General features: G+C 55.6%; 17 protein-coding genes and 5 pseudogenes. 3 read left to right on the top strand and 19 right to left on the bottom strand.

Features of this window, described 5'->3' with window-relative positions:
- Nucleotides 1–159: 159 nt before the first annotated feature.
- The 9 genes and pseudogenes from ACMWLG_RS24025 to ACMWLG_RS23985 all read right to left on the bottom strand — a co-directional run.
- Nucleotides 160–1,334, bottom strand: a pseudogene (locus ACMWLG_RS24025) (IS3 family transposase); the annotation flags it as partial.
- Nucleotides 1,335–1,501: 167 nt separating this feature from the next.
- Nucleotides 1,502–2,464 carry a zinc metalloprotease HtpX gene (locus tag ACMWLG_RS24020; protein ID WP_004152113.1) on the bottom strand — a complete coding sequence of 321 codons (963 nt, stop codon included), beginning with the start codon at nt 2,462–2,464 and terminating at the stop codon, nt 1,502–1,504.
- Complete coding sequence (locus tag ACMWLG_RS24015) at nt 2,451–2,939, bottom strand: phosphate-starvation-inducible PsiE family protein (RefSeq protein ID WP_004152114.1); 489 nt, start codon at nt 2,937–2,939, stop codon at nt 2,451–2,453. Before ACMWLG_RS24015 ends, ACMWLG_RS24020 begins: the two co-directional genes overlap by 14 nt.
- A 114-nt stretch (nt 2,940–3,053) precedes the next feature.
- A pseudogene (locus ACMWLG_RS24010) lies at nt 3,054–3,200 on the bottom strand (diguanylate cyclase); the annotation flags it as partial.
- A gap of 237 nt (nt 3,201–3,437) precedes the next feature.
- On the bottom strand, nt 3,438–3,635 hold the full coding sequence (locus ACMWLG_RS24005) for a hypothetical protein (protein WP_004152115.1): 198 nt from the start codon (nt 3,633–3,635) through the stop codon (nt 3,438–3,440).
- Entirely contained in the window at nt 3,635–6,430 is a 2,796-nt protein-coding gene (gene clpK, locus ACMWLG_RS24000) for a heat shock survival AAA family ATPase ClpK (RefSeq protein WP_004152116.1), read from the bottom strand. The genes ACMWLG_RS24005 and clpK overlap by 1 nt, the downstream gene beginning before the upstream one ends.
- A 105-nt stretch (nt 6,431–6,535) precedes the next feature.
- A complete protein-coding gene (gene hsp20, locus ACMWLG_RS23995) occupies nt 6,536–7,105 on the bottom strand; it encodes a small heat shock protein sHSP20 (RefSeq protein ID WP_004152117.1) in 570 nt (189 codons plus the stop codon).
- 34 nt (nt 7,106–7,139) lie between these two features.
- Nucleotides 7,140–7,421 carry a helix-turn-helix domain-containing protein gene (locus ACMWLG_RS23990; protein ID WP_004152118.1) on the bottom strand — a complete coding sequence of 94 codons (282 nt, stop codon included), beginning with the start codon at nt 7,419–7,421 and terminating at the stop codon, nt 7,140–7,142.
- Between the two features lie 243 nt (nt 7,422–7,664).
- Nucleotides 7,665–7,928: a hypothetical protein gene (locus ACMWLG_RS23985; RefSeq protein ID WP_015386469.1), complete on the bottom strand. Its 264-nt coding sequence runs from the start codon at nt 7,926–7,928 to the stop codon at nt 7,665–7,667.
- Between the two features lie 14 nt (nt 7,929–7,942).
- Between ACMWLG_RS23985 and ACMWLG_RS23980 the strand changes: the two genes are divergently transcribed.
- The 3 genes and pseudogenes from ACMWLG_RS23980 (at nt 7,943) to ACMWLG_RS23970 (ending at nt 9,149) form a co-directional block, all read left to right on the top strand.
- The gene (locus ACMWLG_RS23980) at nt 7,943–8,206 is read left to right on the top strand and encodes a transposase (protein ID WP_004118209.1); all 264 of its coding nucleotides are present in this window, start codon (nt 7,943–7,945) and stop codon (nt 8,204–8,206) included.
- Nucleotides 8,163–8,267 (top strand): annotated as a pseudogene (locus ACMWLG_RS23975) (transposase domain-containing protein); the annotation flags it as partial. The gene ACMWLG_RS23980 and the pseudogene ACMWLG_RS23975, both read left to right, overlap by 44 nt.
- A 184-nt stretch (nt 8,268–8,451) precedes the next feature.
- Nucleotides 8,452–9,149 (top strand): IS1 family transposase gene (locus ACMWLG_RS23970; RefSeq protein ID WP_226328998.1). Its coding sequence is split into 2 segments (ribosomal slippage): nt 8,452–8,701 and nt 8,701–9,149, totalling 699 coding nucleotides; the frame shifts between segments, so codons are not numbered across the junction.
- A 14-nt stretch (nt 9,150–9,163) separates the two neighbouring features.
- Here ACMWLG_RS23970 and ACMWLG_RS23965 read toward each other — a convergent pair.
- The 10 genes and pseudogenes from ACMWLG_RS23965 to ACMWLG_RS23920 all read right to left on the bottom strand — a co-directional run.
- A pseudogene (locus ACMWLG_RS23965) lies at nt 9,164–9,304 on the bottom strand (maltose acetyltransferase domain-containing protein); the annotation flags it as partial.
- A 65-nt stretch (nt 9,305–9,369) separates the two neighbouring features.
- Entirely contained in the window at nt 9,370–10,623 is a 1,254-nt protein-coding gene (lacY, locus tag ACMWLG_RS23960) for a lactose permease (protein WP_003846917.1), read from the bottom strand.
- A 51-nt stretch (nt 10,624–10,674) separates the two neighbouring features.
- Entirely contained in the window at nt 10,675–13,749 is a 3,075-nt protein-coding gene (gene lacZ, locus ACMWLG_RS23955; RefSeq protein ID WP_015386474.1) for a beta-galactosidase, read from the bottom strand.
- Nucleotides 13,750–13,870: 121 nt separating this feature from the next.
- Nucleotides 13,871–14,953 carry a DNA-binding transcriptional repressor LacI gene (gene lacI / locus ACMWLG_RS23950; protein ID WP_007851507.1) on the bottom strand — a complete coding sequence of 361 codons (1,083 nt, stop codon included), beginning with the start codon at nt 14,951–14,953 and terminating at the stop codon, nt 13,871–13,873.
- Between the two features lie 236 nt (nt 14,954–15,189).
- A pseudogene (locus ACMWLG_RS23945) lies at nt 15,190–15,411 on the bottom strand (transposase); the annotation flags it as partial.
- 143 nt (nt 15,412–15,554) lie between these two features.
- A complete protein-coding gene (locus ACMWLG_RS23940; protein ID WP_414763045.1) occupies nt 15,555–16,784 on the bottom strand; it encodes a tyrosine-type recombinase/integrase in 1,230 nt (409 codons plus the stop codon).
- A 32-nt stretch (nt 16,785–16,816) separates the two neighbouring features.
- Nucleotides 16,817–18,085, bottom strand: a complete 1,269-nt coding sequence (locus ACMWLG_RS23935) for an ISL3 family transposase (RefSeq protein WP_129304504.1) — start codon at nt 18,083–18,085, stop codon at nt 16,817–16,819.
- A gap of 4 nt (nt 18,086–18,089) precedes the next feature.
- Nucleotides 18,090–21,347 carry a type I restriction endonuclease subunit R gene (locus ACMWLG_RS23930; RefSeq protein ID WP_020317160.1) on the bottom strand — a complete coding sequence of 1,086 codons (3,258 nt, stop codon included), beginning with the start codon at nt 21,345–21,347 and terminating at the stop codon, nt 18,090–18,092.
- Nucleotides 21,348–22,676 carry a restriction endonuclease subunit S gene (locus ACMWLG_RS23925; RefSeq protein WP_016162085.1) on the bottom strand — a complete coding sequence of 443 codons (1,329 nt, stop codon included), beginning with the start codon at nt 22,674–22,676 and terminating at the stop codon, nt 21,348–21,350.
- On the bottom strand, nt 22,673–24,029 hold a 1,357-nt coding region (locus ACMWLG_RS23920; protein ID WP_414763044.1), incomplete at its 5' end, for an HsdM family class I SAM-dependent methyltransferase. The genes ACMWLG_RS23920 and ACMWLG_RS23925, both read right to left, overlap by 4 nt.

The raw sequence follows: 24,029 nt of genomic DNA, 5'->3' as shown, positions 1-24,029 counted from the left end.
TGTTTCAGTCGGAGGAAAGTCTATCAGTAAAGAGAATGAGAGATCAAAGTGGTCATTTTAATTGAGCTGGATAACGGACATTTCAATTGAGCCTTGACATGTATTGTCAGCACAAAGCGTTATTGTCGTCTCAGGGGCTGCGGATGTTTTCCTGGACTGTTATGTTGTGATCCCAAGATGCTGCCGGTACTTCACAGGACTCATTGCACCTAATGATAGCTTGATACGTTTCTCGTTATACCAGCGTATGTACCTGTCCAGGAAGCAGATAAATTTTTCCAGCGTGATACCCGCCCAGTCTCTGCCATAGAACATTTCGTTTTTGATACGCCCGAAGAAGCCTTCACACGCAGCATTATCCGACGAGCATCCTTTGCGCGACATGGACCTTATAAGTCCGGAGGTGTTGATACGCTCGAGCCAGCCCGGCCACCGGTAATGGCCACCACGATCGCTGTGTATCACTGGTTTATCATGTTCGTTGAGCGTATCGAGTGCGTCATCGAGCATCGTATTCACCAGCGTCGCGTCCGGGCGTGTTCCTATCGACCAGCTTACAACCAGGCCATCAAAGCAGTCGATAACCGGCGACAGATAGACTTTTCCAGCCGGAAGCTGGAACTCCGTAATATCGGTCAGCCACTTCTCATTTGGCCTGCAGGAACTAAAATCCCGGGCGAGTAAATTTTCCGGTGCCGGGCCGATTTCGCCACAGTAAGAGTTGTATCGTCGTCGCCTGGTGCGCTTAACAACGAGCTGCTCTTCTGCCATCAGTCTGCGGACAACCTTTTCAGAAATAACCCTGTTGTTACCGCGAAGCATCGCGTGAAGGCGCCGATAGCCGTAACAGCGGTAATTCTCCTCAAAGATATCGGCCATGATCACGCGTATTACCGCATACTTATCGTACAGACGTTTTGGTAAAAATAACAGCTGCGGGCAAGTTGCAGAACGCTTAGCAACTCAGCAACGGGGTACTTTTTCTTAAGGGCATCAACTATCAGGGTTTTCTCCCTGTTTTTCAGTTTCAGAAAGCTGACGCCCAGATCTTTTTTTATCAGTTCATTCGCCTTTGTCAGTATGTCACGTTCGAGCTGCAGCTGATGAATCTGCTTCCTGAGACGCTGGATTTCACCGAGTAAAGCATCCTGATTTTTATCCTGAGGGGCTGACTTTCGTTTGCGCATGGATTGATAAGCCTCGTCACTGATAAGGTCTTTCTTCCATTTGTACAGGACCGGGACGCTGACGCCTATGCTTTGTGCAACTTTACGCGCGGTTCCACGTCGGTTACAGAGCTCCCGGACGGCCTGAGACCTCTCTTCCGGGCTGAAGCATTTGTTTCGTGGGGACTGAACCAGGCTTCGATGGCGGGCAGGAACTGCCACAGCAGCATGAGTGCGGCGATGCAGCCAGTGATGACGAGCCAGCGCCGGATGAATCGATCCGGCGCCGGGCGGCTGTAGGGGTCGGGTAGGTCACGTCATTCTCCATGTTGAAATCAGCGCCAAAGGCCGCCAGTGCGCCAGCGTGGCGGACGTGGTGATACGGTCACTTCGGGGTCGAAACGGGCCGATGGAAACGGCGGCATCGCGGGCGGCGGAGCAAGTTCCAGCAAGCGCTCAATGCGTTCAGCCGTCGCTGGATGCGTGCGCAACCAGGAGGGTTCCGGATTGCCCCATCCGGGCAGCAGCCAGGCGCGCCAGGAGCGGCTCACCCGCTCGATCTTGGCGAGCGCTGAGGCCAGCCCGTGCGGGTCGCCGGTCAATTCGGCAGCGAGCCGGTCGGCGTCGAATTCGCGCACCCTGGACAAGCCCAACTGAGCCAGCAAGGCCAGCTGTGGCGCGACCGCAAGTAGAAGCAACGCGGGCCAATTGACTTCCGTGACTCCAAGCAATAGCGTTGGCAAGCTGAGCACGATCGCAAGCTGCCCCAACAAGGCCAGAAGATGGGTGAGCCGGCTGATGGAATCGGCCAAGCCCATGACACGCAAATCCTCGTTCGCAATATGCGCGATTTCGTGGCCGAGCACGCCGGTCAACTCGCGGGGCGTGAGGCTACGCAGCAGGCCGTCGGTCAGCGCGATGGCCGCGTGATGCTTCGAACCGGTGGCGAAGGCGTTGACGACCCCGCTGGGCACGTAGTGCGGTACCGGCACGGTAGGCAGCCCGGCCCGCGCCGCCAGTTCGCGCAACACAGCCCAAAGATCGGGCGCTTCATCCGGGTGCAGGGGGCGTGCGCCATACAGCCGCAAGGTCAGCCCGGAGGCGGCCGCCGGTTCAAGCAGCAGGGTGAACCCCGCAGCCGCAAGCGCCAGCCAAAGCCCGCCGTCACCCAACAGCAGGCTGCCAGCGACGGCGGCAATTCCGAGCAGGGTCAGCACCAACAGCACGGTTTGCAGGCGATTGTGCCAGCGATGCCGCGCGCCGACATTCTGCGCGTGGCGCAGATCACGACTGATCATCTGAGCTTTCCCCGGCTGTCCGGTCATCGCGCTCGCGCAGCAGCCAGTAAGTCGCCCCGAGGGCCAGTGTCGCGCCTGCAAGCGCCGCGACCTTGGCGGGGCCGGTCTCCGGGTCGAGGATTACGAATTTACGCGCCAGGGCGATCAGCCCGATCAGGATCACCGTCTTGACCTGGATGATGCTGTCGCGCCGCAAGGCCACCCTCACGATGGAATGCTTGAACTCCATGGCAATGAGCAGCGTCATGATCATGCCGAACACGGTCTGGAAGACCTTGTGATCGAGCGGATTGAATGCATCAATGATCAGCAGGCTGAAGACGATCGAGATCAGCTGCAGCAGCGAGACCACGATGATAACGGCAATGATTGCGGACAGCGCGAGCGCGATCACCTGTTCAAAGCGCTCGTAGAACGTCATCACTGCCCATTGGGCGCGAAATGTTTTGATCGGGTCTGCTTGCTTTTCCTTCATCGCCACTCCTCTCAATTCTGAAATACTTGTGCGCCCACAACTTGGTTGCACCCTCGTCTTTTTTGCCTGGTAGAGCGCGCTGTCCGCCTGCAGCATCACCTGCTCGACAGAGTGCAAACGGGGGTCAAGGAGAGCCACCCCCATGCTGGCGCTATAGCTGATCGACACCTCTCCACACACCACCGCTGTCGCCGCAGTGTCCTGACGAAATCGCTCCGCCCATACTTGGGCGCCTTCTATCGATACCGCTTCCAACAACACAGCGAATTCCTCCCCCCAATCCGGGCAGCCATGTCGGTTGCGCGAACATGTTCCCTCAACCGTGAAGCAAAGGGGTCGGTGATCACCATACGCAGCAACTGCTGCTCTATTTCCTTGCGAGAAGAGATGTCGAACAGAGTACCGACTATCAGTTGCCTGCCCGCGTCACCCAGCCATGGGCCTTGTTCCTCGAAAGTCGAGTTGCCAGAGGATCAGGTGAACAGATGGGCCGCGCCGTCACGCGAACGGATGGCCAGCGAGCGGGAGGGCAGTGCCGCCGCTGATGAGCAGTCCCCACGGCGTGGCCGACTGCTCATCACGCTTGTAGACGCCCGCGTGACCTGCGGCCACGACCGCCACCGCGATCGAGGCCAGGGAGGCTGCCCATGCCAGTGCCAGGCCGATGGGGTCGGACACGGCAGCCTCGCCCGCCATCAAGATGCGTCGCTCGCCTTCGCGGCATCCGGCTGCTCCGGCTCGGCCGGGGTCTGCGGTGGCTCTTTGCGTTCGAACACCACGCGTTCGGCCTTGTCGTCCCAGCGTGCGCTGGCGTGATCGCCCTTGCCGATACCGCCGCCGAGCATCTCGCGCGCCAGCGCAGTTTCCAGCTCGCTGCGGATCAGGCGCTTGAGTTCACGCGCACCGAACTCGGGCTTGTAGCCTTCTTCCGCGAAATGGTCGATCAGCGTCTGATCGAAAGTGAGCGTCACGCCCTGGCTGGCGGCGCTGCGCGCCACGCGATCGAGCTGCAGGCCGACGATGTGGCGGATCTCCTCCTTGCCCAGCGCATGGAAGACGATGATCTCGTCGATGCGGTTGAGGAACTCGGGCCGGAAATGGCCGCGCAGCACGTCCATGACTCCGGCCTTGGTCTTTTCGTACTCCTCGCCGGCCGCCCCGCGCGCCTTCAGCCGTCGCTGGATGATGTCCGAACCCAGGTTGGACGTGGCGATGATGATGGTGTTGGTGAAATCCACCACCCGGCCCTTGCCGTCGGTGAGGCGACCGTCGTCGAACACTTGCAGCAGGATGTTGTATACGTCAGGGTGTGCCTTCTCGATCTCGTCGAGCAGCAGCACGCTGTAGGGCTTGCGCCGCACCTTCTCGGTGAGCTGACCGCCTTCGTCGTAACCGACATAGCCCGGAGGCGCGCCCACCAATCGCGCCACGGTATGGCGTTCGCCATATTCCGACATGTCGATGCGCAACAGGGCGTGCTCATCGCCGTAGATCGATTCGGCCAATGCCTTGGCGAGCTCGGTCTTGCCCACCCCGGTCGGGCCCAGAAACAGGAAGGTAGCCACCGGTTTGCTGCCTTCACGCAGGCCGGCGCGGGACAGCCGCACGGCATCGGCCACGGCACGGACCGCCTCGTCTTGTCCCACCAGGCGCTCGTGCAGCCGTTGTTCCAAGTGCAGCAGCTTTTCGCGCTCTTCCACCGTCAACTCGTTGACCGGGATGCCGGTCAGGCGCGAGACGATCTGCGCCACGTGTTCCGCCTTGACCTCGGCACTGCCGGAGGCCCGCTCCCGCTCCCAGTCCTCGACGAGCTTCTTGAGCTCGGCCTCCTTGGCTTCGATGCGCTTCCCGAGCTCGGCGGCCTGGTCGTACTGCTTGCGCGCGGCCACGTAATCCTGTTCACGCCGCAGCTGGTGCAGTTCGGACTCCAGCTCCTGCACGGCCACCGGCCGGGCCGTGGCCGACAGCTTCACGCGCGCGGCCGCCTGGTCGAGCAAGTCGATCGCCTTGTCCGGCAGGAAGCGCGCCGTGATGTAGCGGTCGGACAACTCGGCCGCCGCGATGATCGCGTCCTCGGAGATGCTGACCTTGTGGTGCGCCTCGAAGGTGTCGCGCAGGCCGCGCAGAATCATGATGGCCTGGGCCACCGTCGGCTCGGGTACCGTCACCGGCTGGAAGCGCCGCTCCAGTGCGGCATCCTTCTCGATGTATTTCTGGTACTCGTTCAGCGTCGTGGCGCCGATCAGGTTGAGTTCACCGCGCGCCATCATCGGTTTGAACACGTTGGCCACGTCCAGCCCGCCTTCGCCACCGCCCTGGCCGGCACCGACGATGGTGTGCACCTCGTCGATGAACAAAATCAGCTCGCCCTGGTGCTCGGTCACCTCCTTCAGCACCTTCTGCACGCGCTCCTCGAACTCGCCGCGATATTTGGCGCCGGCCACCATGGCGTTGATGTTGAGTTCCACCAGGCGCTTGTCGCGCAAGGTCTCGGGCACTTCACCCGCCACCATGCGCTGCGCCAGCCCTTCGACGATGGCGGTCTTGCCCACACCCGGCTCGCCGATCAGCACCGGGTTGTTCTTCTTGCGCCGGGCCAGCACCTCGATGGTGGTTTCGATCTCCTGCGCGCGGCCGATCACCGGGTCGAGCTTGCCGTCGCGCGCCATCTTGGTCAGGTCGCGCGAGTACTTGTCGAGTTCTGGCGTGTTGGTCGGCGTCTCAGCGCGGCCATCCTCGGCGCCCTTGCCGACCACCTTGCTGACCTGTTGGCGCAGCGCCTGCGGCGTCAGGCCGTAGCGGCGCAGCAGGTTGGCGGCCAGCCCTTCGCCTTCCTCAGCCAGACCGATCAGGAAATGCTCTGGACCGACATAAGAATGGCCGAGTTCATTGGAGGCCACGAAGGCGCGGCTGAGCGCATCCTTCACGCGCGGCGACACGCCGATCTCGCCCTCGAAGGGCTTGTCCCCGCGCTTGGCCTCAGACTCGATCTGCCGCTTGAGGTCATCGACCTTGATCTTGAACTGACCCAGGATGGTCTTGACCACGTCGCTGTCGGCCAGCGCCAGCAGCAGATGTTCGGTATCCACCTCGGAGCGGCCAAATTCGGCAGCGTGTTTGGCGGCCTCCTGCAGCAAGGCTTCCGACTGTTCGCTGATGCGGCTGGCCAGCCCACTGCCGCGACGGCGCGGCGCACCCGAACCTGCGGCGGCGGGCTCGCCAAACGAGGCATCGACCACGTCATCGGTATCGGCGGCAACTGGCGTCGCGTCGTCGCCGATGCGGAAGAAGTCACTGCCGAGGAAGTCCTCGAACAGGCCGCTGCGCGAGCCGAACAAGGCTTCCAGCGGCGAAACGGTGCGCTTTTGCTGGCGCACTAATTGCCGGTAATGGTCGTCGCACAACAGCATGGTGCTGTGACGACCGTTGAGATTGGCTTCCACCCGCACGGTGGCGGGTTGGCCGCAGACCTGGCATTGTTTTCTGGCCATGCTGATGCTCCTGAGAAGGTTGACAAGGTTGAGGCGACGAGGCATCGCGAACCGCGACTCCTCGTCTCGTGCCGGGTTTTTCTTGTGACAAACGAGCCGGCGACGTCAGCCGTTGATCGGGATCGAGCGTCCCTGCTTCGGCGCGCTGACCTCGCGCTTGTCGATCGTGACCGTGAGCACCCCGTTCTTGAACGATGCTTTGATTGAATCCTGGTTGGCGTCGTCAGGCAGGTTCAAGGCACGCTGAAAGCTGCCGTAGGAGCGCTCCACACGGTGGAAGCCACCTTCCTTCTTCTCCTGTTCCTGGCGCTTCTCGCCACGCACCATCAGCACGTCGTTGTCGAGAGTGATCTGGATGTCCTTCTCCTCGACACCGGGCACTTCCAGGGCAATCTTGTACTGCTTGTCGGTTTCCTGGATGTCCAGGGCCGGCTTCAGCATGCCCGACCAATCGGATGGCCACTGCGGCATGTTCAACGCCGGAAAACCGAAGCCCCGGAATGCGTCATCGAACAGCCGGTCGATTTCCCGATGCAGTTGCAGGATCGGGCTGACTGGCCCGCTCGCCGCTGGCAGGTCATTGCGCTGCACCGGCAGGGAAGAGACGGTCTGCTGCTCTTGCTGCTCGTTCTTGAACCAGTTCCAGGGAGCCAACTTCTTGAAATCGATGTCCATGTCATACCTCCAGAAAAATTGGAAAACGAGTTACTCAAGCCCTTTGCCTGCTGTGACGGGCAGTGCGCCCAGGCGACACGGGCTGCTCGGATGACTTCTGCTGTTCACGCTTGCGCATCACCTCCTTCTTTGCTGCGGCTCGGGTCTGATCATTGATCCACTGATCGATTTCACTTTGAGGAAACCGCCACGTCCCGCCCACCTTGAAAGCCGGAATTTCCCCGTGCGCGGCGAGCCGATAAAGCGTCCGCTTGCCGACTTTCAAGTACGCAGCCAATTCATCGAGCGTGAAAATCACCTGTAGGTGCGCTTTCATCCCTGTAGGTGCGCTTTCATCTCACCCTCTCCAATCGCGTCGCTTTGCGGTTCCGGCCAAGGAAATCCTTGTAATACTTTGTAAGATATTACGCTTACCATGACAGCCTTCAAGAGTCAATGTACAGCGTTCTCCCGCCCCATTGATGCAGGTCAACTGCTCAGGCAAGGCGCAGCGGGGCGGTCTGATCAGGCAATGGACAGCGCCTGGCTCGTCAGCCTGCGTGTACCACAGGCGCCTCGATCAAACACCGATCCTCACGTTGTAGCCGAGTGCCCGCAGCCCCTTGCTCGTCTGCATGTTCCTTGACGGAAACTCGTCTGGGCGCGCCCAGACGACGATTTCCCCGAGGCTGCTCAGGCTAACGTGCGGAATTGCCCAGTCGTCGCTGCGGATCGCGTTCCAGAGTCGGGCCGAAACACTTCCGTTGCCCCAGACAACGTAGTTCAACAGTATCCGTCCGGCCAACACACCTTCCCGACACCGCCGCCGAAGGCCATGGCCCATCAAGCGGATTTTCCATGCGCCCTCAGCGCCGTACCTACAGCAAATCTTTCAAGGCTCAGGTCATTCAGGAGTGTTCTGAACCCGGTGCCTCCATCGCAAACATCGCCTTGGGCTACAGCCTCAATGCCAACCTCGATCACAAATGGATTCGGCTGCCTACCCAGAAAACCACGGCTATCCAGCCAGCGTTCATCCCGTTGCCTTCTCAAATGCTCGGCGTGGGTTCGCATACTCAAGCGCGCTGCTGCGATCATGAGTTTGATCCAGTCGGCCCGTAATAATGGGCACGATCCGTATGCCTATCTCAAGGATGTGCTGACACGGTTGCCGTCCCTGTAACAGCCTGAAGTTGACCTGGGTAATCAAATACCGGTGTAGTGATTAGGAAACAGGGCTCGGATAACATCATGGCGCAGGTCACCCTGATCTTGACCCTCCATCTCCGAACAGCTTTTGTATCTTAAGTTAACGATGTCCGCTGCCGGTATTCCCTCGGGGAGTGATATCCCAGCGCGCTGTGCGGGTGGCTTCCATTTCCATCAGATGTCCTTCCTGCTCCGCTACTGAAGGCGTGGTGCGTAACGGCAAAAGCACTGCCGGACATCAGCGCTATCTCTGCTCTCACTGCCGTAAAACATGGCAGCTCCAGTTCACTTACACCGCCTCTCAGCCCGGTACACACCAGAAAATTATTGATATGGCCATGAATGGCGTTGGATGCCGGGCAACCGCCCGCATTATGGGCGTTGGCCTCAACACGATTTTACGTCACTTAAAAAACTCAGGCCGCAGTCGGTAACCTCACGCATACAACCGGGTAGTGACGTCATTGTTTGCGCGGAAATGGACGAACAGTGGGGTTATGTCGGCGCTAAATCACGCCAGCGCTGGTTGTTTTACGCGTATGACAGGATACGGAGGACGGTTGTGGCGCACGTATTCGGTGAACGCACGTTGTCCACGCTGGAGCGTCTTCTGGGCCTGCTGTCGGCCTTTGAGGTCGTGGTATGGATGACGGATGGCTGGCCGCTTTATGAATCACGCCTGAAGGGAGAACTGCACGTTATCAGCAAGCGATATACGCAGCGCATTGAGCGGCATAACCTGAATCTGAGGCAGCATCTGTCAAGGCTGGGCAGGAAGTCACTGTCGTTCTCAAAATCGGTGGAGCTGCATGACAAAGTCATTGGGCATTATCTGAACATAAAACACTATCAATAAGTTGGAGTCATTACCCTTTTTTCAACTTCTGATGGATGCGAGTGATTGAACTCATACATTAATGTTTTCCCACGAAGTCTTTTTTCAGGTAAGCCTTCGCACATATCGGTAAATAGCTTGCCTGCTTTTATTTTTTCTGTCATCGACATGTTCATTTTTAACATTCCGTCCTGATAAGTTGGTCGGATAAGGCGCTCGCGCCGTATCCGACATTAATTTCTTAAGCGACTTCATTCACCTGGCGACGCAGCAGAGAAAGTGGGCCGGGGCCGCTAAGCGTGAACACGGAAATTAAGGTGAAGCCCAGCGCCACCAGACCCAGCACCAGGTAAGCGCCCTGGAAACCGATGCTTTCATACATATTGCCCGCCAGAATAGACATAAAAATCATCGCCAGTTGCTTAAAGAAGCAGAAACAGACCAGATAAATCGTCGCTGAAAAACGCACTTCAAACTGGCTGGTAATATATTTAAAGCAGCCCACCAGCAGGAACGGTACTTCAAACATATGCAGCGTTTTCAGAATAACCACTTCCAGTGCTGAGGTAGCGAACGATGAGCCAATAATACGTACTGACATAATAGTGCCAGCCAGCAGCAGGGCGTTTTTCCCACCGATGCGATTAATGATCAGTGGCGCAAAAAACATAATCGAGGCGTTAAGTAATTCGCCCATTGTCGTTACGTAGCCAAATACCCGCGTACCCTGTTCACCGGTAGCAAAGAACGAAGTAAAGAAATTAGCAAACTGTTGGTCAAAAACATCGTAGGTGCAGGAAACGCCAATAACATACAGTGACAAAAACCACAGTTTTGGCTGTCTGAACAGTTCCAGCGCCAGCTTAAGGCTAAATGCCGAATGGTTGGCACCTACCGCATTGGCAACCGTGGCAGAAGAGGGCGCATCCGTTTTGGCGAAAAAGAGTAAAACGGCGAGGATGAATGCACAGCCAGAACCCAGCCAGAAAACAAACTGATTATTGATGGTGAACATGATGCCGACAATCGAGGCACACAGCGCCCAGCCAACACAGCCAAACATCCGCGCGCGACCATATTCGAAATTACTGCGACGGCTGACTTTCTCGATAAATGCCTCTACTGCTGGCGCACCGGCGTTAAAACAAAAGCCTAGATAAATACCACCAACAATCGATCCTACTAAAATGTTGTATTGTAACAGTGGCCCGAAGATAAAAATAAAGAACGGCGCAAACATCACTAACATGCCGGTAATAATCCACAGCAGGTATTTGCGCAGCCCGAGTTTGTCAGAAAGCAGACCAAACAGCGGTTGGAATAATAGCGAGAACAGAGAAATAGCGGCAAAAATAATACCCGTATCACTTTTGCTGATATGGTTGATGTCATGTAGCCAAATCGGGAAAAACGGGAAGTAGGCTCCCATGATAAAAAAGTAAAAGAAAAAGAATAAACCGAACATCCAAAAGTTTGTGTTTTTTAAATAGTACATAATGGATTTCCTTACGCGAAATACGGGCAGACATGGCCTGCCCGGTTATTATTATTTTTGACACCAGAGCAACTGGTAATGGTAGCTACCGGCGCTAAGGTGGAATTCCGCCGACACTGACGGGCTCCAGGAGTCGTCGCCACCAATCCCCATATGGAAACCGTCGATATTCAGCCATGTGCCTTCTTCCGCGTGCAGCAGATGGCGATGGCTGGTTTCCATCAGTTGCTGTTGACTGTAGCGGCTGATGTTGAACTGGAAGTCGCCGCGCCACTGGTGTGGGCCATAATTCAATTCGCGCGTCCCGCAGCGCAGACCGTTTTCGCTCGGGAAGACGTACGGGGTATACATGTCTGACAATGGCAGATCCCAGCGGTCAAAACAGGCCGCAGTAAGGCGGTCGGGATAGTTTTCTTGCGGCCCTAATCCGAGCCAGTTTACCCGCTCTGCTACCTGCGCCAGCTGGCAGGTCAGGCCAATCCGCGCCGGATGTGGCGTATTGCTCGCCACTTCAACATCAACGGTAATCGCCATTTGACCACTTCCATCAATCCGGTAGGTTTTCCGGCTGATAAATAAGGTTTTCCCCTGATGCTGCCACGCGTGGACCGTGGTAATCAGCACCGCGTCGGCAAGCGTATCTGCCGTGCACTGCAACAACGCTGCTTCGGCCTGGTAATGGCCCGCCGCCTTCCAGCGTTCGACCCAGGCGTTAGGGTCAATGCGGGTCGCTTCACTTACGCCAATGTCGTTATCCAGCGGTGCGCGGGTGAACTGATCGCGCAGCGGCGTCAGCAGTTGTTTTTTATCGCCAATCCACATCTGTGAAAGAAAGCCTGACTGGCGGTTAAATTGCCAACGCTTATTATCCAGCTCGATGCAAAAATCCGTTTCGCTGGTGGTCAGTTGCGGGATGGCGTGGGGCGCGGAGGGGAGTGTCACGCTGAGGTTTTCCGCCAGACGCCACTGCTGCCAGGCGCTGATGTGTCCGGCTGCTGACCATGTGGTCGCGTTCGGTTGCACTACGTGAACCGTTAGCCAGAGTTGTCCGGCGCTCTTCGGCTGCGGTAGTTCAGGCAGTTCAATCAACTGTTTACCTTGTGGAGCGACATCCAGAGGCACTTCACCGCTTGCCAGCGGCTTGCCATCCAGCGCCACCATCCAGTGCAGGAGCTCGTTATCGCTATGACGGAACAGGTATTCGCTGGTCACTTCGATGGTTCGCCCGGATAAACTGAACTGGAAAAACTGCTGCTGGTGTTTTGCTTCCGTCAGCGCCGGATGCGGCGTGCGGTCGGCAAAGACCAGACCGTTCATGCAGAACTGGCGATCATTCGGCTTATCGCCAAAATCACCGCCGTAAGCCGACCACGGATTGCCATTTTCATCATATTTAATCAGCGACTGATCCACCCAGTCCCAGACGAAGCCGCCCTGTAAACGGGGGTACTGACGAAACGCCTGCCAGTATTTAGCGAAGCCGCCAAGACTGTTACCCATCGCGTGGGCGTATTCGCAAAGGATCAGCGGGCGCGTCTCTCCAGGCAACGAAAGCCATTTTTTGATGGACCATTTCGGCACAGCCGGGAAGGGCTGGTCTTCATCCACGCGCGCGTACATCGGGCAAATAATATCGGTTGCGAAGGTGTCGGCTCCGCCGCCTTCATACTGTACCGGGCGGGAAGGATCGACAGATTTGATCCAGCGATAGAGTGCGTCGTGATTAGCGCCGTGGCCTGATTCATTCCCCAGCGACCAGATGATCACACTCGGGTGATTACGATCGCGCTGCACCATTCGCGTTACGCGTTCGCTCATCGCGGGTAGCCAGCGCGGATCATCGGTCAGACGATTCATTGGCACCATGCCGTGGGTTTCAATGTTGGCTTCATCCACCACATACAGGCCGTAGTGGTCGCACAGCGTGTACCACAGCGGATGGTTCGGATAATGCGAACAGCGCACGGCGTTAAAGTTGTTCTGCTTCATCAGCAGGATATCCTGCACCATCGTCTGCTCATCCATGACCTGACCATGCAGAGGATGATGCTCGTGACGGTTAACGCCGCGAATCAGCAACGGCTTGCCGTTCAGCAGCAGCAGACCATTTTCAATCCGCACCTCGCGGAAACCGACATCGCAGGCTTCTGCTTCAATCAGCGTGCCGTCGGCGGTGTGCAGTTCAACCACCGCACGATAGAGATTCGGGATTTCGGCGCTCCACAGTTTCGGGTTTTCGACGTTCAGACGTAGGGTGACGTGATCGGCATAACCACCACGCTCATCGATAATTTCACCGCCGAAAGGCGCGGTGCCGCTGGCGACCTGCGTTTCACCCTGCCACAAAGAAACCGTCACCCGCAGCTCATCGCGCAGCTCGCCGTACATCTGAACGTCTGCCTCCAGTACAGCGCGGCTGAAATCATCATTAAAGTGAGTGGCTACATGGAAATCGCTGATTTGCGTGCTCGGTTTATGCAGCAACGAGACGTCACGGAAAATGCCGCTCATCCGCCACATATCCTGATCTTCCAGATAACTGCCGTCACTCCAGCGCAGCACCATCACCGCGAGGCGGTTTTCTCCGGCGTGTAAAAATGCGCTCAGGTCAAATTCAGACGGCAAACGACTGTCCTGTCCGTAACCGACCCAGCGCCCGTTGCACCACAAATGAAACGCCGAGTTAACACCATCAAAAATAATTCGCGTCTGGCCTTCCTGTAGCCAGCTTTCATCAACATTAAATGTGAGCGAGTAACAACCCGTCGGATTCTCCGTGGGAACATACGGCGGATTGACCGCAATGGGATAGGTCACGTTGGTGTAGATAGGCGCATCGTAACCGTGCATCTGCCAGTTTGAGGGGACGATGACAGTATCGGCGTCAGGAAGATCGCGCTCCAGCCAGCTTTCTGGTACCGCTTCTGGTGCCGGAAACCAGGCAAAGCGCCATTCACCATTCAGGCTGCGCGACTCTTGGGAAGGGCGATCGGTGCGAGCCTCTTCGCTATTACGCCAGCTGGCGAAAGGGGGATGTGCCGCAAGGCGATTAAGTTGGGTAACGCCAGGGTTTTCCCAGTCACGACGTTGTAATACGACGGCCAGTGAATCCGTAATCATTGTCATAGTTGTATCCTGCGTGAATTGTTATCCGCTCACATTTTCGCATAACATACGAGCCGGACACATAGAGTGTAAAGCCTGGGGTGCCTAATGAGTGAGCTGACTCACATTAATTGCGTTGCGCTCACTGCCCGCTTTCAAGTCGGGAAACTTGTCGTGCCAACTGCATTAAGGAATCTGCCAACGTGCGGGGAGAGGTGGTTTGCGTATTGGGCGCCAGGGTGGTTTTTCTTTTCACCAGTGAGACGGGCAACAGCTGATTGCTCTTCACCGCCTGGCCCTGAGAGAGTTTCAGCAAGCGGTCCACGCTGGTTTGCCCCAGCAGGCGAAAATCCTGTTTGATGGTGGTTAACGGCGGGATATAACACGAGCTGTCTTCGGTATCGTCGTATCCCACTACCGAGATATCCGCACCAACGCGCAACCCGGACTCGGTAATGGCGCGCATTGCGCCCAGCGCCATCTGATCGTTGGCAACCAGCATCGCAGTGGGAACGATGCCCTCATTTAGCATTTGCATGGTTTGTTGAAAACCGGACATGGCACTCCAGTCGCCTTCCCGTTCCGCTATCGGATGAATTTGATTGCGAGTGAGATATTTATGCCAGCCCGCCAGACGCAGACGCGCCGAGACAGAACTTAATGGGCCCGCTAACAGCGCGATTTGCTGGTGACCCAATGCGACCAGATGCTCCACGCCCAGTCGCGTACCGTCTTCATGGGAGAAAATAATACTGTTGATGGGAGTCTGGTCAGAGACATCAAGAAATAACGCCGGAACATTAGCGCAGGCAGCTTCCACAGCAATGGCATCCTGGTCATCCAGCGGATAGTTAATGATCAGCCCACTGACGCGTTGCGCGAGAAGATTGTGCACCGCCGCTTTACAGGCTTCGACGCCGCTTCGTTCTACCATCGACACCACCACGCTGGCACCCAGTTGATCGGCGCGAGATTTAATCGCCGCGACAATTTGCGACGGCGCGTGCAGGGCCAGACTGGAGGTAGCAACGCCAATCAGCAACGACTGTTTCCCCGCCAGTTGTTGTGCCACGCGGTTGGGAATGTAGTTCAGCTGCGCCATCGCCGCTTCCACCTTTTCCCGCGTTTTCGCAGAGACGTGGCTGGCCTGGTTCACCACGCGGGAAACGGTCTGATAAGAGACACCGGCATACTCTGCGACATCGTATAGCGTTACTGGTTTCACATTTACCACCCTGAATTGACTCTCTTCGGGTGCTATCATGCCATACCACGAAATGTTTTGCGCCATTCGGAGGGGGCACGCCGAAGTGAGATTCAAAATGCCGACGTCAGTTCACAGGTGGGTAATGATACCAACGTGTTGATTTCGTATTTTCACTGACACCAGGATCATCCTGATGTTACAAGGATTGAATGACTACAGATTAAAATAGTCATCAACAGGTTGACAGCATTACCGGTAACCCGTTTCAGCTCTTTCTGGAGACGGCGGATCTCGGCCTGAGCATCTGACTGTTCTTTATTAGTGGAAGAATCCGGACCGTACTTCTTTATCCATGCATAAAGGCTGTGGGTGGTGATATCGAGACGTGTTGCAACGCTGGAAACAGAATAACCGCGATCAACAACCTGTTTGACTGCTTCAGTTTTAAACTCTTCGGGATAACGCTTACCGCTCATGGGCACCTCTCTTTAAGCCATCTTAAATGACTCTGAGGTGTCTGTTAAACCCGTGGCGATTCATTTTAGGCATAAAAAAAGACCTCAGTTGAGGTCTATTTACATACTGTTGGTGCGAAGGCCGAACTCGAATCGGCTCTTCATTAACTAACTCTGGCAACGTTTCCATCCAATCGCAATCCATCCAAATAGTCCCCATACCACTGCATCATCTCTTTCCTCCCTTCAAGATACTGCGCATGGTTATAGGTCCCGCGAATCGCGTTCTTGTCCACATGCGCGAGCTGGGTCTCAATCCAAGCAGTGTTGAATCCTTCCTCATGCAAGATTGTGCTCATGGTGTGACGAAAACCATGTCCGGTTGCTCTCTTATCGTAACCAATCCTTTTAATAACCATATTGATGCTGGCTTCGCTCATTGGTTTATTAACATCGTTTCGACCTGCAAAGATAAACTGGTAAGTACCGGTCAATTGCTTTAGTTGCCGAAGTGCTGCTAAGGATTGAGCAGAAAGGGGCACTATGTGGGGTCGCCTCATCTTCATTCTACTTTTCGGTATTTCCCAGATATGGTTTTCGAAGTCGATTTCACTCCATTCTGCCATACGTAATTCGACGGTTCGTAAGCCCGTAAGCATGAGTAGTCGGGTCGCCAGAAGCGTTACTAGACTGCCGGTGTATTGTGAAAGCTTTTGTAAAAACTCGGGTAGCTCAGCAGCAGTAAGAAAGGGATAATGTTGTTTCTCGTACCCCTGTAAAGCACTACCAAGATCAGCCGCAGGGTTGTACTCGGCTCGGCCAGTAACAATAGCGTAACGGAACACTTCGCTACAACGTTGGCGCACTTTACTGGCAAGCTCCGGCGCACCTCGCTTTTCCATACGCTGCAATACAGACAGAAGCTCCAGTGGCTTTATCTCATTAACCGGCTGCGATCCAACAAAGGGAAATACATTGTTTTTGAAGGCCCGGTTAACATAGTCAGCGTAGTTTTTTGACCAGCCAGAAACTTTTGCGTTGTACCACTCAACCGCTATCGCTTCAAAAGTATTCGTAACCGATAGTTTTTGGGCAAGTAGTTCGGCTTTTTTAACTTCACCGGGATCTTTATCATTTGCCAATGTTTTTCTCGCTTCATCGCGCTTAGTGCGGGCTTCCGCAAGTGAGATGTCAGGATAGGTTCCGAACGAGAGTTTTTTCTCTTTACCGGCAAATCGATACTTCATTCGCCAGTACTTTGAACCGTTAGTATTGACGGCTATTTGCATTCTAGGGTTGGAATTCATCCATTCTAACCCTAGACTCTTAGTCGGACAAAAAGCTGCTTCTGGTTGGATTTTTCTGTTTTTCACCACCCTGCGAGAATCTAACATTGGTTGGATTCTCAGACGCGCCCTCTCTCGCGTTAATCCAACTCTCCACCTTCTGCCTGCTTCAACAATGTCGGAATGTGCGGCCCATACTCGACCTTGCCTCGTCCTGCTCGAATACCACTGCCAACCTTGCGGGCTTCTTTGGAGTACAACGTCTTTGCACGGATGATGTCATAGCTGTAACCCCGACCTAACCGGTTGGACATCTTGATCAAGCCGTTGAGCCCTTCGGTATAGCCATTGGTGATTGAGAACGGCGCATCCCAGTAGGCAAAGATGTCGTCGTAATGGTTGTGTACCGTTTTCACCAGTTTTTTGAAAGGCTCCATGCCATAAGGCGGCAGGCTGTTCTCCCAAGCCTCAAAGGCGTTCTGAGCGCTCTGTTTGTCGGGTTCGTCGTAGATGCAGAAGAAGGCTTCCTTGAAGTCATAGGCCACGGCAAGTTCTGGGATCGCCTGCTTTACAACCTCCAGCGCCTTTTGCTCCGCGGGCGTCAGGTTGCCGGGCCGCTTCAGGGTGAGCCAGCGAATGGACTTTTTGACATAAATCCGATCTTCTTTGCTTAACTGTGCCTGATAGTTCTTGCGCTCCTCTTCCAGGGCTTCAGAGGCCATCTTGACGACATGGAACTTGTCGATCACCAGTTTGGCGTTGGGCAGATACTGAGCAAAGGAACGCTTGAAGGGTCGCCACATATCCGTACAGACCCATTCCACTTTGTCAGCATCCGGCAAATCCTTGAAGAAGGGCTTCAGGTGCTCTTGAGTACGATGCTCCAACATATCAAAGACGTTGTTGGTTGCCAGATTGGTGATTACACAGCGATACCCGCCGGCAAGGTTCACTTCGTCGATACCCATGATGACCGGGGTTTCGTAACGAACGGTTTGGGAGAGTTCCTCAATGAGATCGTGAGCGATGTTCTTGACGGTGTTCACCGCCACACCGGTTTGCTCGGCTAAAGCATGGAAGGTGGTTCCCAGGCACTGTTGCCGAATAACATCGATCAGCCGTTTGGTGGCTCGGCGTTTATCATCCAGAAAACTCAACTCCGGCATGGACATTTTTCCGCACGACTCACAGCGAAAGCGCGGGCGCTGAACTTCAAGGCGGACCGGCTCCATGTACAACGGCGTGTCCATGAACTTGTTTTTGCGCGTACCGTGTCTGTGCATAGGGGTGTTGCAGTCCCCACATAACGGCACCTCGACCGTTACCGGCTCAGCAACTATCACAAGGCACTTGCTTTCGTGGCGCATATCGACCGGCTTGATGCCTGGCAGATTCAGCAGGTCAAGCATAGGCTTAATCCATATCCAGGTCGATGTCTTTGCCTTCGCGCAGCAGGTCATACACCATATCAACCAATGCGGTCATGCCCTGACGGTCAGACTTGAGCACCTGGGTTGCCAGCTTCTGATGACTGGACAAAGCACGAACAACCGCTTGCTGAACAGCACCGGGGAGGTTGCCTTTCATAGCCTGCTCACGGGTGTTGCTTTCCACCTGAGCCATGACGACATCGCTTTCACCGGTAATCGCTGAAATCTGATTAACGAAAGCCACCTGATCCTGGATCGGCGTCGCCTCACCAAACAGGCTGTTGAGCCTCTCGATAATTTCTTTGACGAATTTAGGCTTGTCGCCTACCGCGCCACCACCGCCTGCACCTGCTGGTTGCAATACCGGGGTTTTGCCTTCGTCTTCTACGTCATCGGGTCGAGCATTGATGTCAAAGCCAGTAAGCACCAGGCCTGTCAAGTCCACGGTTTCCGGTGCTTCGTGCTGAAGGCGCTTTTGCAGCAGCTTGGCGAAAGCGGCAAAGTTTTCCAACTCCGGATCGCCAAAATCAATCAGTTGGGCGATATAGGAATAGGTACGGCAGAAGCGCCCCAGGTCCGACTTGAAGCCCATCAACGCCTTGATTTGCTCGGCATACTCATCCTGGTGGTGATCGGCAGACTTCATGCCCGCCTCGTCACCCTTGGCGCGGGCCTTCTCAAACGCTGCTTCCCAGGTTGCCATGCCATCGCGCAGCATTTTCATCTTGTCGTTATACAAGGCCGTCGCTCCAGCCGTAGCGGCATACAGCGCCTTGTGCTGCGGCGATTTAGTATGAGTGATGTCGCGGATGGTCTTGAAGCGGGCTTCCTTGAACGCGGCCAAATCCTTCTCGTCGTAAAGGCCGTGCTCGTCCAGTCGCTCCTTGATCTCGTAGACCACATTGAGGTCTTGCACTTCGCCGATGTGAGCGCCCTTGTCATAGGTGGCAAAGGCCTTGCGCACGTTCTCCGGGTCGTTCACGAAGTCGATGATAAAGACCTCATCCTTCCCTGGTGCCGTCCGGTTCAGGCGGGCGAAGGTCTGCACAATCTCCACATGGTTGGCGATTTTCTTGTCCACATACATGGCGACCAGTTTCGGCTGGTCAAAGCCGGTCTGGAACTTGTCGGCCACCAACATCACCCGGTATTCCGGGCGGTCAAAGGCAAAGCGCAAATCCTGCCCGTGGACATCCGGGTTCATGCTCTGCTCGGTGAACTCCTCGTTCTCATCGACGATAAACACATCGTCCTTGAACTCGCCGTCATCCTGGTGCATCACCTGCTTACCGGTCATCTTGCCGGAGAAGGCCACCAGTGAATGAATAAAGCCGTACTCGCTGTGCTGCTCGATATAGCGGTCAAACGCCTTCTTGTAGCGAATGGCAGCGGCGCGGGAGCTGGTCACGACCATCGCCTTTGCCTTGCCATCCAGCCGGTGGGCGACGTTCTTGGTAAAGTGCTCAACGATAAACTGCACCTTCTGGGTCACATTGGTAGGGTGCAATGACATCCACTGTGCCAGGGCGCGTTTGGCGGCCTTGCCGCTCACCCGCTTGCTGTCTTCAAGCTGCTTGGAAAGATTGAAGGCCGTTTTGTAGGGTACATAGCCGTTCAACACATCGAGAATGAATTTCTCCTCAATGGCCTGGCGCATGGTGTACAGGTGGAAGGCTTGTGGCGGGTTATCGTCCGAGGCCGGTTGGCTTGTATCTGCCGGGCGACCGAACAGCATCAAAGTGGAGTGCTTGGGCGTGCCGGTAAAGGCGAAGTAGCTGATATTCTCCGGGCGGGCGCGGGACTTTTGCAGTTGCTCCAGCAGTTCATCCACCGTCATGGTGGACATCTTGCCTTGTCCGCTCATTCCCAGCGCGGCTTGCAGCTTAGCGGCGGTAGAGCCTGTCTGCGAGTTATGCGCCTCATCAATGATCACAGCAAAGTTTTTCCCTTTCAGGGCCTTGTCAGTGATGATGGCTTCCATCGCGTAAGGGAAGGTCTGGATCGTGACCACAACAATCGGCGTGCCAGACAACAAGGCCTCCGAGAGCTGCTTGCTCTTGGACTTGGATGACTTCTGCCGGTCAATGGCGGCGATTACCCCAAACTGATGGTCAATCTGCTTCACCGCGTCCTGAAGCTGGCCGTCCAGCACATTACGGTCGGTGACAATGATCACGCTGTTAAATACCGCGTCGCCGTTATCTTCGCGCAGTTTCACCAAGTCATGAGCCGTCCAGGAAATGGTGCTGGTCTTGCCGGAACCGGCGCTGTGGTCACACAGGTAGGTCATGCCTGCGCCGTTTTCGCGGGCATCGGCCAGCATCTGGTTCACTGCCGTCCATTGGTGGAAGCGCGGGAAAATCAGGGTTTCTTTCTTCGACCAGTTGCCCTGAATATCCACCACGTCCTTTTTCTCGACGTAGACAAAGCTATGGAAAATCCGCAGCCAGGCATCCGGTTCGCAGACCTCCTCCCAGAAGTAGGCTACAGGGTATTCCTGAGTACCATCGGCCTTAATCTCACCTGGCGGGTTACCCGCATGTACCGTGCCGCTTTCGTCCTTGCGCCCCTTATTGAACGGCAGGAAAAAGGTGTTTTCTCCATCCAGCTTGGTCGCCATCATGATTTCAGAGTCGGACATGGCGAAATGCACCACCGCCCCACGCTTGAAGGTCAGCAGCGGTTCCCTGCGTTTGGTCTTGGCGTCATACGGTCGGCGATTATTGCGGTACTGATCCATGGCCGCTTCGCAGGACTGGGTGAAGTCGGTCTTCAGTTCGACGGTTGCCACCGGCAGACCGTTGATAAACAGCACCAGATCAATGGCAAATTCACGGGCCGGGTGATACTTCAGCTCCGGCACCACGCGCAGGATATTGGCCTGGTAGCGCTCAATGACTGCTGCATTGCGCTTGTCTTCCGGTGCGGCCTCGGTCATCTCGATCAGGCCGCAACCGGCAATAGAAAAGCCCTGGCGCAACACCTGCATGGTGCCTTGTTTCTCCAGTGCTTTATCCAAGCGGTCCATCAGCACTTCAAGGGTTTTGGCCCCGTTGAGCCGTTCCAGCTTGTCCCATTTTTCCTGCTGGCCGCTGGATTTGATCCAGTTTTCCAGATCTTCGGGGTACACCGCCCTCTCGGTGTCGTAGAACTTGGAATCACCCAGCTTCCAGCCCTGTTCTACAAACCGGTCGATGATGTATTGCTGGAAGTATTTTTCCTGATGTGCTGCTGATTGCATTTATTGTTTTCCTCGCAAATCAATCTGGCCGGTGACAGCGGCGGTGATAAAGGCGGCGCGGCGTTCTTTGAGCAGGGTGATACTTTGTTCCGCCTTGCTAATCAGTGCATCAATGCGGGCGGTTTCGCGGTCGAGGGTGGCGACAATGGTGGCTTGTTCATCAGGGGCTGGGGATGGCACCCTAAGGCTGGCTATCACCTCTTGGTTGATATTCGGCTGGCCCCCGCCCTCAGAGAAGAAAGCCACGATATCGGCTCTGAATGCCATCAACCAGTAATACAAAAACTGGATATTCAAATCGCGTTCACCAGACAGCACACAGCAAGCTTGGTTGGTTGTTGCTGGGATTCCAAGAAACCCTAGGCGACCAATTGTTGCACCATACATGGCAATAGCTAATGAACCAGCGGGAAAAATTTTCAAGGCTGAGAATTTCTGCATGGCATCTGAGGTAACACACTTCTTTGTTTTAACGACGGTGTTTTCTCTAAGCTCACTTGTTGTTATCCACGGAATGGTTCCTCCCTGATACCATTCATGCTCCTTTGCCGGTGGCGTTGTTCCACTCCCAATGGCTTGGAAAGCATGAAAAACCTTCCTATTTAACCACTCCTCTGGCACCTGCCCAATCCACTCAATGCCGGAGTCCTTCATCTTGGCGTTGCGGTCTAGTCCCTTGGTGACAGCATGGGTAATCAGCGCCTGGCGCTTTTCCTTCAGTAGCTCGATAAAGCGGGTTTTCTTCTCGACAAGCGCATCAATACGGGCGGTTTCGCGGTCGAGGGTGGCGGCAATGGTGACTTGTTCGTCAGTGTCGGGAAGCCCGAAAGTAAATGACTCAAACAGCTCCGTTGGAACTCGCTTTAAGCCTCCAGTGCCTCTCATCTCAGATTTGGCAATTGTTCTGAACTGCTCTTCTTGCAGACGGTAGTAAAGAAATCGGTTATGTCCCTTTCCATTTACCCGAAGGACATTGATTTCTGTAGAGCCAAACCCAATGCCGTTAACCAGACCATTGGCTACCGCTATGTTTCCATTCTCGAAGCAAGGCGTTACCTTGGCGATCAGAATATCGTCATCGCAGAAATAGCTATATCCGTCATACACCTCATGAATAGGACGAGTTTCATCAAGTGTTATAGCATTGGTTCTCAGCTTCTCCATTGGGAGAAATGTGCAAAGAGAATCCTTTTCCTTGCTTAGGGTCGATTTCTTGGGATTCAAGGCGGAAATACGCTTGATCTGCGCAACCTTCCAATGCTCCGGCACCAGCCCAATCCACTCAACGCCGGAATCCTTGTAGGCTGGATACGGTTTGTAGTGACTCATTCGCTGGCCACCTCCGCCAGTAGCGCGGCAATCTCGGCTTCTACCTGCTTCAGGTCTTCATCAATATCATGCAGCTTGCGCGGCGGCTGGTACTGGTAGAAGAAGCGGTTGAAGTTGATCTCGTAGCCAACGCGGCCCAATTGACCATCCCTGGCATCGGTAAAGCTCTCATCCAGCCAGGCATCCGGCACATGAGGAAGCACTTCGCGGGCAAAGTAGTCGTCGATGTCCTCCAGATAGGGGACGTTCTCGTAATCAGTTAAATCTGTGTCTGGCACCAGCTCGCCGTTGGAATCCGTGACTGGCTCGGCTTTCGGGTCTTTGTGACCAAAGGCGTTGATCAGCGCGGTGATCAATGTCTTGTTGGATTTGACCTTGAGCTGCTTGGCTTCGTCGGACTTGATCGAGTTCCTAACAAAGGTTTCTGCCCAGCTATAGGGCTGCGTTTGCCCGATCAACGGCTTGAGGGCTTTGCGCCAGAATGTCTGATGCGCGTCAGAGAGTTTTTCCCAGGCAGCTTCGGCTTCCAGCCGCTCCATGCCCACCTTATCCAGCTCCAGGGTCATGCGCAGCGGGCGCAGGACCTTGATACGGCGGTAGCCAAAGGTACGGTAGTCCAGCATCCGGGAAAGCGCACCGGTTTCGCCTGCGGCGTAGATGTCCAGAATCTGGCGGCGCTGCTCATCGCTGACAATACGGCGCTTGTTGCCCTCGTTGCGGATTGCAGTCCACAGGTCGGTGGCGTTGATCAACTGCACCTTGCCTTTGCGCTCCTGCGGCTTCTTGTTGGACAGAATCCACAGGTAGGTGGCGATATTGGTGCGGAAGAACAGATCCGTTGGCAGAGCCACAATGGCTTCAATCAGGTCGTCTTCCAGCAACCAACGGCGGATTTCCGATTCGCCAGACGCGGCACCGCCGTTAAACAGTGGCGAACCCGACAGCACGATAGCGGCGCGGCCACCGCCGTTGATCGGCAGTTCTAGCTTGCTCGCCAGGTGCATCAAAAACAGCATGGAGCCATCGCTAATTTTCGGCAGGCCCGGCCCAAACCGGCCCAGCTCGCCTTTTTTGTGTTCCGCTTCGACGGCGGTTTTGTCCTTCTCCCATTTCTTGCCAAAAGGCGGATTGGACAGGCAGTAGTGGAAACGCTCACCGGCAAACTGGTCGTTGGACAGCGTGCTGCCCTGACGAATGTTCTTCGACAGATCTCGGCCAGGGTCGGACTCCAAACGGCGGATCAGCATACCGGCCACACAAACCGCATGGGTTTCCGGCTCCAACTCCTGCCCGTGCGGCACCAGCACTGGCGGGATCTTGTCGCGGTTACCGTAGTCGCCCACATGGTTCATG

The organism is Enterobacter sp. 01-M-02-SI-ECC, from assembly GCF_047530595.1.
In the GTDB taxonomy this organism is placed as follows: Bacteria; Pseudomonadota; Gammaproteobacteria; order Enterobacterales; family Enterobacteriaceae; genus Enterobacter; species Enterobacter cloacae_M.
Note: the sequence above shows the minus strand (reverse complement) of the source record. Positions and strands in the feature narration are given on the sequence as shown.